Annotated in this window: 15 protein-coding genes; 7 read left to right on the top strand and 8 right to left on the bottom strand. The window is 54.1% G+C overall.

What is annotated here, in order from left to right; all coding sequences use genetic code 11:
- The first annotated feature begins 57 nt into the window (after positions 1 to 57).
- The 3 genes from HA50_RS20470 (at position 58) to HA50_RS20480 (ending at position 4,276) form a co-directional block, all read left to right on the top strand.
- Positions 58 to 993, top strand: coding sequence for a quinone oxidoreductase family protein (locus HA50_RS20470; RefSeq protein WP_084878024.1), 936 nt, complete (start codon positions 58 to 60; stop codon positions 991 to 993).
- A gap of 92 nt (positions 994 to 1,085) precedes the next feature.
- Entirely contained in the window at positions 1,086 to 2,474 is a 1,389-nt protein-coding gene (locus HA50_RS20475; protein ID WP_084878026.1) for a nucleobase:cation symporter-2 family protein, read from the top strand.
- A gap of 119 nt (positions 2,475 to 2,593) precedes the next feature.
- On the top strand, positions 2,594 to 4,276 hold the full coding sequence (locus tag HA50_RS20480; RefSeq protein ID WP_084878636.1) for an AsmA family protein: 1,683 nt from the start codon (positions 2,594 to 2,596) through the stop codon (positions 4,274 to 4,276).
- A gap of 39 nt (positions 4,277 to 4,315) precedes the next feature.
- On the opposite strand, the gene fabY is transcribed toward HA50_RS20480, so the two are convergent.
- The 5 genes from fabY to typA form a co-directional block, all read right to left on the bottom strand.
- Positions 4,316 to 5,263 (bottom strand): fatty acid biosynthesis protein FabY, encoded by a 948-nt coding sequence (fabY, locus tag HA50_RS20485; protein WP_084878029.1) that lies wholly within the window; start codon positions 5,261 to 5,263, stop codon positions 4,316 to 4,318.
- Between the two features lie 59 nt (positions 5,264 to 5,322).
- Complete coding sequence (gene dtd, locus HA50_RS20490) at positions 5,323 to 5,760, bottom strand: D-aminoacyl-tRNA deacylase (RefSeq protein ID WP_084878032.1); 438 nt, start codon at positions 5,758 to 5,760, stop codon at positions 5,323 to 5,325.
- Positions 5,757 to 6,626 (bottom strand): virulence factor BrkB family protein, encoded by an 870-nt coding sequence (locus HA50_RS20495; protein WP_208617326.1) that lies wholly within the window; start codon positions 6,624 to 6,626, stop codon positions 5,757 to 5,759. Before HA50_RS20495 ends, dtd begins: the two co-directional genes overlap by 4 nt.
- 3 nt (positions 6,627 to 6,629) lie before the next feature.
- Positions 6,630 to 7,226, bottom strand: coding sequence for a glucose-1-phosphatase (gene yihX, locus HA50_RS20500; RefSeq protein WP_084878037.1), 597 nt, complete (start codon positions 7,224 to 7,226; stop codon positions 6,630 to 6,632).
- A gap of 224 nt (positions 7,227 to 7,450) precedes the next feature.
- Entirely contained in the window at positions 7,451 to 9,271 is a 1,821-nt protein-coding gene (gene typA, locus HA50_RS20505) for a ribosome-dependent GTPase TypA (protein WP_084878039.1), read from the bottom strand.
- A 438-nt stretch (positions 9,272 to 9,709) separates the two neighbouring features.
- On the opposite strand from typA, the gene glnA reads away from it, so the two are divergent.
- The 3 genes from glnA (at position 9,710) to glnG (ending at position 13,725) form a co-directional block, all read left to right on the top strand.
- Positions 9,710 to 11,119, top strand: a complete 1,410-nt coding sequence (gene glnA, locus HA50_RS20510; protein WP_084878041.1) for a glutamate--ammonia ligase — start codon at positions 9,710 to 9,712, stop codon at positions 11,117 to 11,119.
- A 139-nt stretch (positions 11,120 to 11,258) separates the two neighbouring features.
- Positions 11,259 to 12,308, top strand: coding sequence for a nitrogen regulation protein NR(II) (glnL, locus tag HA50_RS20515; protein WP_013511065.1), 1,050 nt, complete (start codon positions 11,259 to 11,261; stop codon positions 12,306 to 12,308).
- Between the two features lie 7 nt (positions 12,309 to 12,315).
- Entirely contained in the window at positions 12,316 to 13,725 is a 1,410-nt protein-coding gene (gene glnG / locus HA50_RS20520; RefSeq protein WP_084878044.1) for a nitrogen regulation protein NR(I), read from the top strand.
- Between the two features lie 37 nt (positions 13,726 to 13,762).
- Here the strand turns inward: glnG and hemN are convergent, their stop codons facing one another.
- Positions 13,763 to 15,136, bottom strand: coding sequence for an oxygen-independent coproporphyrinogen III oxidase (gene hemN / locus HA50_RS20525; protein ID WP_084878047.1), 1,374 nt, complete (start codon positions 15,134 to 15,136; stop codon positions 13,763 to 13,765).
- A 236-nt stretch (positions 15,137 to 15,372) separates the two neighbouring features.
- Positions 15,373 to 15,891 (bottom strand): Der GTPase-activating protein YihI, encoded by a 519-nt coding sequence (gene yihI / locus HA50_RS20530; protein WP_084878050.1) that lies wholly within the window; start codon positions 15,889 to 15,891, stop codon positions 15,373 to 15,375.
- Positions 15,892 to 16,512: 621 nt separating this feature from the next.
- On the opposite strand from yihI, the gene yihA reads away from it, so the two are divergent.
- Positions 16,513 to 17,154, top strand: a complete 642-nt coding sequence (yihA, locus tag HA50_RS20535; RefSeq protein WP_084878052.1) for a ribosome biogenesis GTP-binding protein YihA/YsxC — start codon at positions 16,513 to 16,515, stop codon at positions 17,152 to 17,154.
- A gap of 84 nt (positions 17,155 to 17,238) precedes the next feature.
- Here the strand turns inward: yihA and spfP are convergent, their stop codons facing one another.
- Positions 17,239 to 17,286, bottom strand: coding sequence for a small protein SpfP (gene spfP / locus HA50_RS32280; RefSeq protein ID WP_071892919.1), 48 nt, complete (start codon positions 17,284 to 17,286; stop codon positions 17,239 to 17,241).
- Positions 17,287 to 17,319: the final 33 nt, after the last annotated feature.

Raw genomic sequence — 17,319 nt, forward strand, 5'->3', positions numbered from 1 at the left:
AGGCAAGCATATTGTGTGCATAATACACATATATTCCGATTAACTGAAGGTGAAAACATGAAAGCAGCCATTGTTTCTGCGGCGGGTGAACTGCCGGTATACGGTGATTTTCCTGAACCTCAGGCTGATGAAAACCAGGTTGTGGTGACGGTCAAAGCCGCCGCCATCAGCCAACTGGCCAAATCGCGTGCCGCAGGGACGCACTACAGCTCAGGGATGCAGTACCCGTTTATCACCGGTATTGATGGCACCGGCTACCTCAGCAATGGCGACCCGGTGTATTTCCTCGCGTTTAATGCCCCCTGGGGCAGCATGGCAGAAAGAACACAGGTGCCAGCCGGAAGTATCATCCCGCTACCGGAGACCCTGGATCCGGTGCTGGCCGCGGCCCTCGCCAACCCTGGCATGTCCTCATGGGCCGCCTTAACGCGTCGGGCGCAGCTTGCTCAGGGCGAGACGGTGCTGATCAACGGGGCGACAGGAACCTCAGGCGGGCTGGCGGTGCGTATCGCTCGCCATTTGGGAGCCGGGAAAATCATCGCCACCGGACGCAATCGCGAAGTGCTGGAGCAGCTGCGCGCCCAGGGAGCGGATATCACCCTGACGCTGGATTCACTACCAACAGCGCTGCCAGCACTGATGGCAGAGGGTATTGATGTGGTGCTGGATTATCTGTGGGGCCAGAGCGCGCTCGATATCATGCAGGCGGCCGTTGCCGGTGGTGAGAAGGTGGTGCGTTTTGTGCAGATTGGCTCGTTGAGCGGTCAGGAGATCCCATTGCATAGCAAATTGCTGCGCTCCTCAGGTCTGACCCTGATGGGAAGCGGCCTCGGCAGCGTATCTCACTCAGAGCTGGTGGCCTGTATCGGCGAGTTGCTGGCCGCAGCCGCGCAGAGCGATTTCTCCATTCCATTCCAGATGCGCCCGTTGAGTGAAGTGCACGATGCCTGGCGTGAAGATGACAGCCGCTGCCGCACGGTATTTACCCTCTGACGAACGGGAAGTGAAAAGGGGCATTGCAAACGTTTGCTTTCATTCTGCATCGGTTTAAAATCGCCCCTTTGTTGTGATTGAGAACGTCCACCATGTCCGTCAATACCGCTGAATCCCGTCAGCCTGCCAGTGCCGCAACCGCGGCAAAAAGTGAACTGATTTATCGTCTTGAAGACCGCCCACCGTTGCCGCAAACGCTGTTTGCTGCCTGTCAGCATCTGCTGGCGATGTTTGTGGCGGTGATTACCCCGGCCTTGCTGATTTGCCAGGCGCTGGGTTTGCCCGCGCAGGATACCCAGCACATTATCAGCATGTCGCTGTTCGCCTCTGGCGTGGCGTCAGTGCTGCAAATCAAAACCTGGGGACCGGTTGGATCGGGCCTGCTGTCGATTCAGGGCACCAGTTTTAACTTTGTTACCCCGCTGATTATGGGTGGCATGGCGCTAAAAAATGGCGGAGCCGATGTGCCCACCATGATGGCCGCGCTGTTCGGTACCCTGATGGTGGCCTCCTGTACCGAGATGGTGCTGTCGCGCGTGCTGCATCTGGCGCGTCGCATTATCACGCCTTTGGTATCGGGCATTGTGGTGATGATCATCGGTCTGTCGCTGATTCAGGTAGGGTTAACTTCTATCGGCGGTGGTTTTGCGGCGATGAGCGACCATAGCTTTGGCGCGCCGAAAAACCTGCTGCTGGCCGGTGCGGTGCTGTTGGTGATCATTCTGCTGAATCGCCAGCGTAATCCGTATCTGCGTGTCGCTTCACTGGTGATTGCCATGGCGGTGGGCTATCTGCTGGCGTGGGCACTGGGCATGCTGCCGGAAAATACCACGCCAACCAATCAGGCGCTGGTTTCGGTGCCATCTCCGCTTTACTACGGACTCGGTTTCGACTGGAATCTGCTGATTCCGTTGATGCTGGTATTTATGGTGACCTCACTGGAAACCATTGGCGATATCACCGCCACCTCCGATGTTTCTGAACAACCGGTGAGCGGCCCGCTGTACATGAAGCGTCTGAAAGGCGGCGTACTGGCGAATGGCCTCAACTCTTTTGTATCGGCATTGTTCAATACGTTTCCAAACTCCTGCTTCGGCCAGAACAATGGCGTAATTCAGCTGACCGGTGTTGCCAGCCGCTATGTCGGTTTTGTGGTCGCACTGATGTTGATTGTGCTCGGCCTGTTTCCGGCAGTGAGTGGCTTTGTGCAACATATCCCCGAGCCGGTGCTGGGCGGCGCGACCATTGTGATGTTTGGTACGATTGCCGCGTCCGGTGTGCGCATCGTTTCCCGCGAGCCACTGAACCGTCGCGCCATTATGATTATCGCGCTGTCACTGGCGGTTGGCCTTGGCGTTTCACAGCAGCCATTGATTTTGCAGTTCGCACCGGACTGGCTGAAAACCCTGCTTTCCTCGGGTATTGCCGCTGGCGGCATCACCGCTATCGTGCTTAACCTTATCTTCCCACAGGAAAAGTAATCTTCCGGGCAGGCTGATGCCTGCCTGATATTTATCCGCTTTTACATCCAGGCTGTTGAGCTGCAACGGTAATTCAGGCATAACAGCATCTTACCGGATAAAAGATCGGGATGGATGCGATGAAATTTCTTGGAAAGTTTTTCCTTACCTTACTGCTGCTAATTCTGCTGGCCTTTGTCATCCTGTATGTGTTGCTGCAAACACAGTGGGGTGCAGGCTGGTTTAGCCGTTGGGTGAGCGACAAAACCGACTGGCATCTGTCCCTCAGCAAAATCGAACATAACTTCTCTGCGCCTTCGCACATCATCCTTGATGACTTTAGCTTTGGTCACGATGGTCAGCCTGCGGTGCTGGTCGCCAGCCACGTCGATCTCGGTCTGGCGCTGGTGCAGTTCAGCGATCCGCTGCACTTTAGCAGCATTGAATTGCGTGATGGCGAAGTTAACCTGGCGAACCTGACCCCGGATAACGCGTTGCCGGTGCAAGCCGATCGCCTGCAACTGAATAATATGCGTATCGACAGCCCACGCAGTGCCCTGCCAATGTTTGCCCGCAAGGTAAACGGTGGCGTTGTGCCGTGGAAGCCAACGGCCAGCGATATGCTCGGCAGCGACGCACAATTCCAGATGAGTGCCGGTGAAATGACGCTGGACGGCGTACGCGGTAATAATGTGCTGTTGCAGGGGAATGTGGCACAACGCCGCCTGGTGCTGAGTAATATCGGTGCCGATCTGGCACGCGGCTCAATGACCGGTGATGCCGAGCGCGATGCACAGGGCAACTGGAAAATTAACCAACTGCGCCTCAATGATATCCGCCTGCAAACCCATAAAGACCTGCTCGATTTCCTCAACCCGATCAGCGATGTGCCATCGGTAACGATTAATCGCCTCGATATGACCGACGCACGTTTGCAGGGGCCAGACTGGGCGGTCACTGACCTCGATTTAACCCTGAAAAACCTGACCTGGCGCGGGAATGACTGGCAGAGCGATGATGGCTCGCTGGCGATGAATGCCGGAAACTTTATTAACGGTACCTTTGAGCTGAATGATCCCATCGTCAATGCCGATTTTTCACCTCAGGGCATTGCGCTGACTCAGTTCAGTTCACGCTGGGCCAATGGTGTGATACGTGCCAGTGGTAACTGGACGCGCAGCGACAAACGCCTGACCCTGGATGAACTGGCGGTGGCCGGGCTGGAATATACCCTACCGCAAAACTGGCGCGATCGCTGGCAGCAGAGTTTACCGACCTGGCTTGATAGCGTGCTGCTGAAGCGCGTAACGGCCAACCGTAACCTGATCATTGATATTAATCCGGCGTTTCCGTTCCAGATGACGGCGCTCGACGGCAGTGGCGAAAACCTGTTGCTGGCACGTCAGCAGCAATGGGGCATCTGGGCGGGCAAAGCCAGTTTTAACGCTGCCGAGGCCACTTTTAACCGCACCGATTTACGCCATCCGTCGATTAGCTTTAACGCGGACGATCAGCAAATTCAGGTCAGCGAGATGAGCGCCTTTAACGGCAGTGGCTTACTGGAGGGCACGGCTACCGTCGGCCAGCTGGCGCAGCGTCCGTTGACACTGCACTTGAAAGGCCAGGCGGTTCCGGCCAATATCCTGGAGAACTGGGGCTGGCCAGCGCTGTCGTTGAATGGCAATAGTAATTTGCTGCTGCAAGTAAACGGTTCACTGAGTGCGGCTGCGCCATTGCGCCCAAGCGTCAATGGCACTTTGTCGGTGACGACAGAGTCCCAGTCCGTGCAGCAGACCATGCATGGCGGGCAGGTTCAGCCGTAATCGTAGGGTAACGGCGATCGTGCCGTTACCCTGACTTCACTAATCAATACGCGCGCCGGATCCACCCTCTTCCAGCGGTCCCTGGGGATCGGCGGGTAACACGATATATACCCCTTCAAACACCGCGCCCAGCTCCTCATCACCAAATAGCTCAACTTCCATCTGCACACGCGCTTTACGTCCACGCGCCAGACGATCGAGATCGCCACTCAGCGAGCCAAGATCGGCAATCGCGCCCGGACGGCCACTGATCGGTTTGCTATAACGAATGTGCGCATCGGCAAGAATGATGGTGCCGCCCAGATGACGTTCGCGCAGCAACAACCAGATCAATCCCCAGCCAGTGAGCGTGGCCAGCGAGAACAGGCTACCGGCAAACAAGGTGTGGTGCGGGTTCTGGTTACCGGTTTCTGGCATGGTGGTGGCAAACTTCTGCCCGGTATATTGCAGGATACGCACCCCCATTTTTTCACTCAGCGGGATATGCTCATACCAGGCCTGCTGCAACTGCCCACACCAGTCGGCACGATGCAGAATATCATCCAGCGTCACCACCGGTTTGATCATCAGGAAATGGCGTACCGGCGTGGTTTGGGGTGCGGTGATTTCCCCCTGATTAACGAAACCGAGCTTGGCGAAGAACTCGACAGCATCCTCGCGGGCGCTACAGGTCACGCGTTTTGCCCCTTCCTGACGCGCCACTGACTCCAGCGTCATCGCTACCAGCGTTCCCAGGCCTTTACCCTGCACCGACGGATGCACAGCGAGGAAGCGGATAGCCGCTTCATTTTCAGCATTGATATACAACCGCCCGACCGCCACAGGCTTGCCCTGCTCATCCACCACCATCTGATGATGAGCCAGCGCATCCCAGGCATCCCGTTCGGAACCCTGCGGCTGGCGCAACGGTTTACGTAACATTTCCCAGCGGAACTGGTAGTACATATCCAGTTCTTCAGCGGTTTGCGGTACGCGAAGATGATACATAAAGTGATTCTCTCGTTCGGAGCTTACGTGGCTGATCCCTTGCCGCTCGGCTGAAAATCTCACACCTGCAACCAAAAGGTCACCGGACCATCGTTAACCAGCGCTACCTGCATATCGGCAGCAAAGCGGCCATTAGCGGTTGTCACGCCCTGCTCACGGCAGCACGCACTGAAATAGTCATAGAGGCGCTCGGCTTCCGCCGGTTCAGCACCACCCGAGAAGGAGGGGCGCATGCCTTTTTGCGTGTCAGCGGCCAGCGTAAATTGTGAAACCACCAGCACGCTGCCGCCCGCCTGCTGCACATTGAGATTCATTTTATCGTTCTCGTCACCGAAGATGCGATAACCCAGAACGCGCTCGCACAATCGCTGTGCTTTTTTTTCATCGTCGCCCTTTTCAACACCCAGCAACACCAGCAAACCGGCACCAATCTCTCCCACAATCGCGCTGTCGACGCTGACACTGGCGCGACTGACGCGTTGAATCAAAGCAATCATGTTTCCTCTCGTTCTTTTTCTCGTTCCCGCTGTTTTAACTGACGATAGTCATCCAGCGTGACGGTGATTTCTGCACCTAACAACACAATACACCAGGTCCAGTAAACCCATAGAAACAGAATAGGGATTACCGCCAGCACCCCGTAAATTAACTGATACGAGGGAAACATCGTAACATAGAGCGCAAAGCCTTTTTTGCCCAGCTCAAACAGCAGGCCAGCCACCACCGCACCCACCAGCGCATCGCGCGCAGGGACACGGCGCGTCGGTACAATGCTGTACAGCAACCAGAAGGCGAGAATCGAGAGGAGTAAAGGGAAGAGGCGGAGTGCCTGCTCTATCAGGCTATTGACGCCCGAGACGTTCACCCAGCGCAACGACAGCAGATAAGAGCTGATGGCCAGACTGGCCCCCGCCAGTAGCGGCCCGAGGGTCAGAATCATCCAGTAGACGGCAAACGAGTACACCACAGGCCGCTTTTTATCACTGCGCCAGATGACGTTCAGGGCGCTGTCGACCGAATGCATCAATAGCAACGCCGTGACGATCAGGCTTACCGCTCCTACCGCGGTCATTTTATTCACGTTGGCGACGAACTGTTCCAGATAGCGCTGGATAGTGTTGCCCGCCGCTGGCACAAAGTTGGTGAAGATGAAGTTTTTCAGCTGCTCGCTGATATCGGAGAACACCGGAAAAGCGGCAAATAACGCAAACACCACCGCCACCAGAGGCACCAGCGCCAGCAAAGAGACGTAGGCAAGATTGCCCGCCTGCGTCGTCATGTTGTCTTCATCAATGCGCCGCCACAGCAGTTTTACCCACAGGAAAAATGCGTGTGAGGAGTGGCGCAGATGTCGCACCCACATCACTCAGAGACGGCCTGCAAACCAGGCGGGCACGGTCTTACTGTCGGTAACCAATACGCTATCAATGCCGAGCGCGCGCGCAGCCTCAATATTGGCGTGGTTATCATCGAAGAACACGGCCTGGTCCGCTGTGAAGCCTTCGTTCTCCAGCACATGATGATAGATGCGTGCTTCCGGTTTGCGCATACCGACATCCTGCGACATATAGAGGGTGTCGGCAGCCTGTTGTACCTCGGGATATTGCGTCGGCCAGAACTCATAATGTAGCCGGTTGGTATTGGAGAGGATCACCACACGATGCCCATCCGCACGCAGTTTATTCATCACCGCCAGCGTATCCGGGCGCACGTCAATAAACACCGCCTGCCAACCGGTGGTGAATTGTTCGTAACTGAGCGCAATATCCAGCTGGTCGCACAACCGGGCGGCGAAATGCTGATCGCTAATCTCCCCCCGTTCGTGTTGTTCAAAAGCTTCATCCATCCGAAAGCGGCTTTGTAGCATTGCCAGTGGAACGCGTCCCAGGTCACTCCAGACACCGAGCACACGGTTGAAATCAATATCAACAATCACATTGCCTAAATCAAAGATGTAGAGCATGACGCCTCCTTATATTCCCTGGATCATTCACTCTAGCGGCAAATAGGTAGGCTGAACAGGCAGGGGGGAGGTGAAATCCGCGATCTGGAAGCGGGCGCACCCTTCCACTTTGCAGGCCGGGTGCGGCTTACATTAAGAAATGGCCTCACGCGTTATCAGACAATTGCCCGATATTCAGGCAAAAAAAAGCCCCGCATTGCGGGGCTTCTTCTGTTCGTTTTCGCTTAGTCTTTGCTGCCGCGAGACGCACGCTTACGGTCGTTCTCGGTCAGGTGACGTTTACGAATACGTACTGATACCGGCGTCACTTCTACCAGTTCGTCGTCATCGATGAACTCGATAGCCTGCTCCAGTGTCATCTTGACTGGCGGAACCAGAGTGGTTGCTTCATCAGTACCTGACGCACGCATGTTGGTCAGTTTTTTACCGGTCAGGCAGTTTACAGTCAGGTCGTTAGAACGGCTGTGAATACCGATGATCTGACCTTCATAAACTTCCGCACCGTGACCCAGGAACAGCTTACCGCGATCCTGCAGACCGAACAGGGCGAAGGCTACCGCTTTACCCTGACCGTTGGAGATCAGTACGCCGTTCTGGCGCTGACCCACTTCACCCGGACGAACGTCGTCGTAGTGGCTGAAGGTGGAGTACAGCAGACCGGTACCTGAAGTCATGGTCATGAATTCGTTACGGAAGCCGATCAGACCACGGCTTGGGATCACGTAGTCAAGACGCACACGGCCTTTACCATCCGGGTCCATGTTTTTCATGTCGCCTTTACGCTCACCCATTGCCATCATCACAGAACCCTGATGGGTTTCTTCGATGTCCAGGGTCACGTTCTCGAACGGCTCCTGCTTACGGCCTTCGTGCTCACGGAAGATAACTTTCGGACGGGATACCGCCAGTTCGTAACCTTCACGACGCATGTTTTCGATCAGCACTGACAGGTGCAGCTCACCACGACCAGAAACGCGGAATGCATCAGCATCAGCAGTTTCTTCAACACGCAGTGCCACGTTGTGTACCAGTTCTTTGTTCAGACGCTCCAGAATCTGGCGCGAAGTCACGTACTTACCTTCTTTACCGCAGAACGGTGAGGTGTTTACGTTAAAGAACATGGTCACAGTCGGCTCATCCACGCTCAGGGCAGGCAGCGCTTCAACATTCTGCGGGTCACAAATGGTGTCAGAAATGTTCAGCTCACCCAGACCGGTGATCGCAATGATATCGCCAGCTTCAGCAACGGTGCTTTCGATACGTTCCAGACCGAGGTGGCCCAGCACTTTACCGACTTTACCGTTGCGGGTTTTGCCTTCGCTATCAATGATCGTAACCTGCTGGTTCGGCTTCACTTTACCGCGTTTGATGCGGCCGATACCGATAACACCCAGGTAGTTGTTGTAGTCCAGCTGAGAGATCTGCATCTGCAGCGGTGCTTCAACTTCAACCTGCGGCGGAGAAACACGGTCAACGATCGCCTGATACAGCGGGGTCATGTCGTCAGCCATGTCATTGTGGTCCAGACCCGCGATACCATTCAGCGCTGAAGCGTAAATGATCGGGAAGTCCAGCTGTTCGTCAGTCGCATCGAGGTTAACGAACAGGTCAAATACCTGATCCACCACCCAATCCGGACGCGCGCCAGGGCGGTCGACTTTGTTGATAACAACAATCGGCTTCAGGCCGTGGGCGAAGGCTTTTTTGGTTACGAAGCGAGTTTGCGGCATCGGGCCATCCATCGCATCAACAACCAGCAGCACCGAGTCCACCATGGACATTACGCGCTCAACTTCACCACCGAAGTCGGCGTGTCCCGGGGTATCAACGATGTTGATACGGTAATCATTCCATTTGATGGCGGTGTTTTTTGCGAGGATAGTAATTCCACGCTCTTTCTCCAAATCGTTGGAGTCCATCACACGCTCAGTCGCTTCGGTACGGGCGTCGAAAGTACCGGACTGTTGCAGCAGTTTATCAACCAGGGTGGTCTTACCATGGTCGACGTGCGCGATGATGGCGATGTTACGCAAATTTTCGGTCACAGCTTTGCCTCAGGCATTATAGAAATAACGCGGTATTGTACACGGATTAAGCGGAAGACTGAACATGATCACAGATTTCGCCTAAAGTTTCTTGAAGTGCTGGTTTTTAGCACCAATTGCGGTGCATTAATCTGCACTGCGATGGCGTTTTGCACCATTTAAGTGCTCAAATTCACCAGCAAAGCACCATTTAGGTGCATGCAATCCATCCTGGTGCAGCCGCCGACTCACTAAAGGGCGCACCACAGCACGATTTTACCTGTAATAAAAAAGTTGGCACAGAATTCGCTTTAGTATTTTCAAGCGAAAACGACAGTTGCACAACGGTTGAAGAGCTTGCCGAGATCTTTGGTTAGGAGATGTCAGAAGCCATGGCACATTCCAGGCAACGAAGTTCTCTCACCACGACGACAATGACAATTTCCAGGAGAGTTGAGTATGTCCGCTGAACACGTTCTCTCGATGATGAACGAGCACGAAGTTAAGTTTGTTGACCTGCGTTTTACCGATACCAAAGGTAAAGAACAGCACGTTACTATCCCTGCTCACCAGGTTAACGCTGACTTCTTCGAAGAAGGCAAAATGTTCGATGGCTCCTCCATCGGTGGCTGGAAAGGCATTAACGAATCAGACATGGTACTGATGCCGGACGCAACTACTGCTGTTCTGGATCCGTTCTTCGAAGACCCGACGCTGATCATCCGTTGTGACATCCTTGAGCCAGGCACCATGCAGGGCTACGATCGCGACCCGCGTTCAATTGCTAAGCGCGCTGAAGATTTCCTGCGCTCTTCTGGCATCGCTGATACCGTTCTGTTTGGACCTGAGCCGGAATTCTTCCTGTTCGATGACATCCGTTTCGGTTCTTCAACTTCTGGTTCACACGTTGCTATCGACGATATCGAAGCAGCATGGAACACCGGTAAAGAATACGAAGGCGGTAACAAAGGTCACCGTCCGGGTATCAAAGGTGGTTACTTCCCGGTTCCTCCGGTTGACTCAGCTCAGGACATCCGTTCTGCCATGTGTCTGACCATGGAGCAGATGGGTCTGGTGGTTGAAGCGCATCACCACGAAGTAGCAACTGCTGGTCAGAACGAAGTGGCTACCCGCTTCAACACCATGACCAAAAAAGCTGACGAAATTCAGATCTACAAATACGTTGTTCACAACGTTGCTCACGCTTACGGCAAAACCGCAACCTTCATGCCGAAGCCAATGTTTGGTGACAACGGTTCAGGTATGCACTGCCACATGTCTCTGTCTAAAGGCGGCGTGAACCTGTTCTCTGGCGACAAATACGGCGGCCTGTCTGAAACTGCTCTGTTCTACATCGGCGGTATCATCAAACACGCTAAAGCCATCAACGCCCTGGCTAACCCGACCACCAACTCTTATAAGCGTCTGGTCCCAGGCTACGAAGCACCGGTAATGCTGGCTTACTCTGCCCGTAACCGTTCTGCTTCAATCCGTATCCCGGTTGTTGCCAGCCCGAAAGCTCGTCGTATCGAAGCGCGCTTCCCGGACCCGGCTGCTAACCCGTACCTGGCATTCACCGCACTGCTGATGGCTGGCCTCGACGGCATCATCAACAAGATCCACCCTGGTGATGCGATGGACAAAAACCTGTATGACCTGCCGCCGGAAGAAGAAGCTGAGATTCCAAAAGTGGCTGGTTCACTGGAAGAAGCGCTGAACTGCCTGAACGAAGACCGCGAGTTCCTGACCCGTGGTGGCGTGTTCACTGACGACGCTATCGACGCTTACATCGAACTGCGTAAGTCTGAAAACGACCGCGTTCGCATGACTCCGCACCCGGTAGAGTTCGAGCTGTACTACAGCGTTTAAGTTTTCGAAGATTTTTTGTTGCCGTGGAAACTTTCAGCCCATCTCCGGATGGGCTTTTTTCTCCACGAATTCATCGTTCAAATGACGGGTTTTACCACCAAAGGCTATAATGCACTGAATTAGTGCAGAGGAACGCTGTATGGCAACTGGCACGCTGCCCGATGCGGGGCAGATTCTCAATTCCCTGATAAACAGTATTTTGCTGGTCGATAATGAACTGGTAATTCATTACGCCAACCCGGCAGCACAGCAATTACTGGCGCAAAGTTCACGGAAATTATTCGGCACGCCGTTACCTGAATTAACCGGCTATTTTTCGCTGAATATTGAGGTGATGCGCGAGAGTCTTGAGGCTGGCCAGGGCTTTACCGACAGCGAAGTGACCTTAGTGGTAGATGGCCGCGCGCATATTATGTCGCTCACGGCGCAACGTCTGCCCGATGGCTTAATTTTGCTGGAAATGGCGCCGATGGATAATCAGCGTCGTCTCAGCCAGGAACAAATTCAGCATGCTCAGCAGGTCGCCGCTCGCGATTTGGTACGCGGTCTGGCTCATGAAATTAAAAACCCGCTGGGAGGTTTACGTGGTGCTGCGCAGTTATTATCCCGCGCCCTGCCCGACCCTTCGCTGAATGAATATACCAAAGTCATTATTGAGCAGGCCGATCGTCTGAGAAATCTGGTCGATCGTTTGCTTGGCCCGCAGCAGCCCGGTTTACATGTCACTCAAAGTATTCATCAGGTGGCTGAGCGCGTGGTCAATCTGGTCTCGATGGAGTTGCCGGATAATGTTTCGCTGGTGCGTGATTACGACCCCAGCCTGCCGGAGCTGCCACACGACCCGGATCAAATTGAGCAGGTTCTGCTGAATGTAGTACGCAACGCGCTTCAGGCGTTGGGTGAAGAAGGCGGCACGATTATTATCCGCACCCGCACCGCGTTCCAGTTAACGCTGCACGGGGTACGATATCGCCTGGTGGCACGCATCGATATTGAAGATGACGGCCCAGGCATTCCGGCTCAACTGCAGGATACGCTGTTCTATCCGATGGTGAGTGGGCGTGAAGGCGGCACCGGTTTAGGTCTGTCGATTGCGCGCAGTCTGATCGATCAGCATTCAGGAAAAATAGAATTTAACAGTTGGCCTGGTCACACCGAATTCTCGGTTTACCTGCCTATTCGCCAGTGAGGTTTCTATGCAACGAGGGATAGTCTGGATCGTCGATGACGATAGCTCCATCCGCTGGGTGCTTGAACGTGCGCTCACTGGAGCCGGTTTGAGCTGTGCAACCTTTGACAGCGGCAACGAAGTGCTGGAAGCGCTCTCGACCAAAACCCCAGATGTTTTACTGTCAGATATTCGCATGCCGGGCATGGATGGGCTGGCGCTGCTGAAACAAATTAAACAGCGTCACCCGATGCTGCCGGTCATCATTATGACGGCGCACTCGGACCTGGATGCCGCCGTCAGCGCTTATCAGCAGGGAGCATTTGATTACCTGCCGAAGCCATTCGATATTGATGAAGCGGTTGCGTTGGTAGAGCGCGCCATCAGCCATTATCAGGAACAACAGCAGCCGCGCAATCAGCCGGTGAGCGGACCAACCACCGATATTATCGGTGAAGCCCCGGCCATGCAGGACGTGTTCCGCATTATTGGCCGTCTGTCGCGTTCCTCCATCAGCGTGCTGATCAACGGTGAGTCAGGTACCGGTAAAGAACTGGTGGCACATGCCCTGCATCGCCACAGCCCGCGCGCTAAAGCCCCCTTTATCGCGTTAAACATGGCGGCGATTCCGAAAGACCTGATTGAGTCCGAGCTGTTTGGCCATGAGAAAGGCGCATTTACTGGTGCCAATCAGATCCGTCAGGGACGTTTTGAGCAGGCCGATGGTGGCACGCTGTTCCTTGACGAGATTGGCGATATGCCGCTCGATGTGCAGACTCGTCTGCTGCGCGTGCTGGCCGATGGTCAGTTCTACCGGGTGGGTGGCTACGCGCCGGTGAAAGTGGACGTCCGCATCATTGCGGCAACCCATCAGAACCTGGAAATGCGGGTGCAGGAAGGCAAATTCCGTGAAGACCTGTTCCATCGTCTGAACGTGATTCGTGTACATCTGCCACCACTGCGTGAGCGTCGTGAAGACATTCCACGCCTGGCACGCTACTTCCTGCAAGTGGCGGCGCGTGAACTGGGTGTGGAAGCCAAGATCCTGCATCCTGAAACCGAGGCAGCGCTGACGCGTCTGCACTGGTCAGGCAACGTGCGTCAGCTGGAAAACACCTGTCGCTGGTTGACGGTGATGGCAGCAGGTCAGGAAGTGTTGATCCAGGATCTGCCCGCGGAGCTGTTTGAATCCAGCGCCCCGGAAAGTCCGGTGCAATCGCTGCCGGATAGCTGGGCCACGCTGCTGGCACAATGGGCGGACCGTGCGTTGCGTTCTGGTCATCAAAACCTGTTATCTGAAGCACAACCGGAGATGGAGCGTACCCTGCTCACCACCGCGTTGCGCCATACACAAGGCCATAAACAGGAAGCGGCACGTTTGCTGGGATGGGGGCGTAATACCCTGACCCGTAAACTGAAAGAACTGGGAATGGAATGACAGTGTGAAAAAGGGAGCATTTGCTCCCTTTGTTGTTTTATATCACGCGTGAAAACTGCTGCTGACGCGCCTTTTGCCGCAGATACACATCAAAGCACATGCAAATATTGCGGATCAGCAGGCGGCCAATGCCGGTAACCCGTAAACCGCCCTCATGCTGCTCCAGCAAGCCGTCTGCCACCAGCGGTGCCAGTAAGCCCAAATCCTCCGCAAAATAGCGCTTAAATACGATTGGCCATTGTGCCTCGATAGCTGCGAAGTCGAGTGCGAAGTTGCAAATCAGTGCCTTGATCACATCGCGACGCAGGCAATCATCTTCACTCAGGGTCAGACCGCGCCACAACGCATTGCCCTGTTCCTCAACGCTGGCGTACCAGGTATTGAGATCTTTATGATTCTGCGCGTAGCTGTCACCCAGCATGCTAATCGCCGACACACCCAGCCCCAGCAAATCCGTGTCACCCTGGGTGGTATAGCCCTGAAAATTGCGGTGCAACTCGCCTGCTCGCTGGGCCACCGCCAGTTCGTCATCGGGACGCGCAAAGTGGTCCATACCGATAAACTGATAACCTACGCCAGTCAGGGTCGCGATGGTCTGCTGTAAAATTTCCAGTTTTTGCGCTGCGCTGGGTAGTTCATCTTCTTTGATTTTGCGTTGTGCCGCGAACAGCGCGGGCAGATGCGCATAATTAAACACGCTAAGACGGTCGGGGTTGAGGGCAATGACACGTTGCAGAGTAAAGGCAAAGCTCTCTGGCGTTTGCAGCGGCAAACCGTAGATCAGATCGATGCTGACCGAGCGAAAACCCTGGTCACGCGCACGTTGTACCAACGCGAAGATCATCGCCTCATCCTGCACGCGATTGACCTTTTCCTGTACCGCTTTATTGAAATCCTGTACGCCCATGCTGAGACGATTGAAACCCAGCGAGCGCAGATGATCGATCATCTCCAGCTCAATTTCTCGCGGATCGACCTCGATCGACATCTCCACGTCATCAGCCAACGTAAAATGGCTGCGTAACAAGCCCACCAGCCGACTCACCTGCTGCTGATTAAGGAAGGTCGGCGTACCACCGCCCCAGTGCAGCTGGGTGACGCTACGGCCCGTAAACAGCGGCGCACGCTGTTTAATTTCCTGCTCCAGCACGTCAAGGTAGCGATCGGCTTTGTGCAGCTGACGCGTCACGATTTTATTGCAGCCACAGAAGTAGCACAGACGATGACAAAACGGGATATGAACATACAGTGAGAGCGGACGATCGGGATAGCGCGTCACCGCCTGCTGAAAATCGGCTTCGCCAAAATTTTCACTAAATTCCAGCGCGGTAGGATAGGAGGTATAGCGCGGACCGGCGTAATTGTACTTTTCAATCAGCCGCTGATCCCACTCAATCTGCTGCGATGACATGCTCACTCCTTACGGTGACGTCGTCTGAAGGCGGGCCGCGAAGCAGAAGAGTGAACAGGGTGACGCACAGAAACCCGATGTAAACGCGACTTCAGACGCGACAGGCGGCGTAGTTTAAACAATAAGCTGATTAGATAACATGCCAGCAGCAGCGCTAAAATTGATCCAGGCCAAAACATCGGTGAATACCTGTTTTGCGTGGCATGCGTGAAAACGCATGCCGATCAAAATGGAGCTTATTTGCCCTTCAGCAGGCGCATCATATCTTCTTCTGCCTGCTCATCATCGTCCGCATCATCATCAAGTGCGATGCCAAGCGTCTCCATCAGCTCATCAATGCGGTCCAGGGTTTCGTCCAGCCAGGCCTGCTCTTCACCACTCAGGGTCTCGCCATTTTCCAGACGATCCAGCAGTGTGTCGAGACGCTCATCATTTTCCAGCTTCGCCAGCTCTTCCTGCGGGGTAAGACGGACTTTTTCCGCTTTCGGCTTAGGTGCTGGCTTTTTCACAACAGATGTTTGCCCATCGGCCACTAAGGCTACCGGCTTCTTACTGCCAAGACGCGGATCCTGAGATTTTTTCGCCTGACCACTACCCGTGGTCTGTTTTTCCGGATTTCCACGGCTGCCAGCAGCATGACCGCGATGCTTTTTATCACGTTTGCGGTCGCGTGCTTCGGTATTCAAATCTTCACGCGATTTACGTTTCGCTTTAGCGGCGGGTTTGCCGCGTGTTGGTTGTGCAGGTTGCTTCATGGTGTTGGGTCTCGGCAATTTTTAATCAGTATATACCCGCCATATTACGGGCTGGTGTGGTGAGTGCGCTTTTCGCCTTCCCACCGCCCGAATGATTTAAGGTATAGAATTGCGGCGAAATCTAGCAGAAAGCAGACAAAGAAAAAAGGCGACAGCCTATGCTGTCGCCTTATTTCACACCTTCATATGAAGGAAACACGAAATAAATCCATTATGGCTCACAACGTCCCGGTTGCTCCCTCGCCAAATCGCTCCTGCGAAACTCCCTGTCCTTTTCCGATTTCTCCCTGAATCGCTTCCTGCCTGCTCCTCGTCACCCCCGACACTCCTGAGCACATCATCCTGATGGGTGCAGCCTTGCACTGACACCAAATGTAGACTACTCGGTAAAATGAACAAGTAAGACTCTTCTTTAATTTATAAAGGAAATGGTAGAGATATCAGTAATTCATTGAATTTAAAAATGAAAAAATCAGTCCCTGGAAAGGATAAACGGTAATAGCTGGCAGCACTAATCACACATCTCTTACAAAATGGCGCGTTAAGACGCCATCGGGCACTTTTGCGCCATAACAGGTATACTCTGCCCAATTGCCTGAATCACTTTGCCGGAGTTTTACTTTGTCTGCTTTGAATTATCACGTCACCCATTTCATCCTCAGTGCCCCGGATATTCGCCACTTACCCGCAGATAGCGGCATTGAAGTGGCTTTTGCTGGTCGCTCGAATGCAGGCAAATCCAGTGCGCTGAATACCCTCACCAATCAGAAAAGCCTGGCCCGTACCAGTAAAACGCCGGGGCGCACCCAGCTCATCAACCTGTTTGAGGTGACGGAGGGCAAACGTCTGGTGGACTTACCGGGCTACGGTTACGCCGAAGTACCGGAAGAGATGAAGCGTAAATGGCAGCGTGCATTGGGTGAATATTTGCAAAAACGCCAGGCGCTGAAGGGATTGGTGATACTGATGGATATCCGCCATCCGTTAAAAGATCTCGACCAGCAAATGGTGGAATGGGCGGTCCAGAGCGAGATCCCGGTTATGCTACTGCTGACCAAAGCCGACAAATTGGCTTCTGGCGCGCGTAAAGCACAGTTGAATATGGTGCGTGAAGCATCACTGGCCTTTCAGGGCGATGTGCAGGTGGAGATGTTCTCTTCGCTGAAGAAACTGGGCGTCGATAAACTTCGCGATAAGCTGGACAGCTGGTTTAACGAACTGGAACCTGCACAAGAAGGTGAAGGCGACGACATCACGGCATAACATGCCTGCGGGTTAATCACCCGCTTTTTCAGATAAAGCCCAATAAAAAACGCCCCAGTCATAAATGACTGGGGCGGCTAATATTCAGCCAAATCCGATTACGTGAAGTAAAAGGTCTGAAAGATAGAACATCTTACCTCTGTACCCTACGCGAGAAACTTTACC

Source organism: Pantoea cypripedii (assembly GCF_002095535.1).
Classification (GTDB): Bacteria; Pseudomonadota; Gammaproteobacteria; order Enterobacterales; family Enterobacteriaceae; genus Pantoea; species Pantoea cypripedii.

What these genes read in the sequence shown, in the direction of transcription:
- HA50_RS20470 (WP_084878024.1), top strand. Translation starts at nt 58, where the DNA reads ATGAAAGCAGCCATTGTTTCTGCGGCGGGTGAACTGCCGGTATACGGT.
- HA50_RS20475 (WP_084878026.1), top strand. Translation starts at nt 1,086, where the DNA reads ATGTCCGTCAATACCGCTGAATCCCGTCAGCCTGCCAGTGCCGCAACC.
- HA50_RS20480 (WP_084878636.1), top strand. Translation starts at nt 2,594, where the DNA reads ATGAAATTTCTTGGAAAGTTTTTCCTTACCTTACTGCTGCTAATTCTG.
- fabY (WP_084878029.1), bottom strand. Translation starts at nt 5,263, where the DNA reads ATGTATCATCTTCGCGTACCGCAAACCGCTGAAGAACTGGATATGTAC.
- dtd (WP_084878032.1), bottom strand. Translation starts at nt 5,760, where the DNA reads ATGATTGCTTTGATTCAACGCGTCAGTCGCGCCAGTGTCAGCGTCGAC.
- HA50_RS20495 (WP_208617326.1), bottom strand. Translation starts at nt 6,626, where the DNA reads ATGTGGGTGCGACATCTGCGCCACTCCTCACACGCATTTTTCCTGTGG.
- yihX (WP_084878037.1), bottom strand. Translation starts at nt 7,226, where the DNA reads ATGCTCTACATCTTTGATTTAGGCAATGTGATTGTTGATATTGATTTC.
- glnA (WP_084878041.1), top strand. Translation starts at nt 9,710, where the DNA reads ATGTCCGCTGAACACGTTCTCTCGATGATGAACGAGCACGAAGTTAAG.
- glnL (WP_013511065.1), top strand. Translation starts at nt 11,259, where the DNA reads ATGGCAACTGGCACGCTGCCCGATGCGGGGCAGATTCTCAATTCCCTG.
- glnG (WP_084878044.1), top strand. Translation starts at nt 12,316, where the DNA reads ATGCAACGAGGGATAGTCTGGATCGTCGATGACGATAGCTCCATCCGC.
- hemN (WP_084878047.1), bottom strand. Translation starts at nt 15,136, where the DNA reads ATGTCATCGCAGCAGATTGAGTGGGATCAGCGGCTGATTGAAAAGTAC.
- yihI (WP_084878050.1), bottom strand. Translation starts at nt 15,891, where the DNA reads ATGAAGCAACCTGCACAACCAACACGCGGCAAACCCGCCGCTAAAGCG.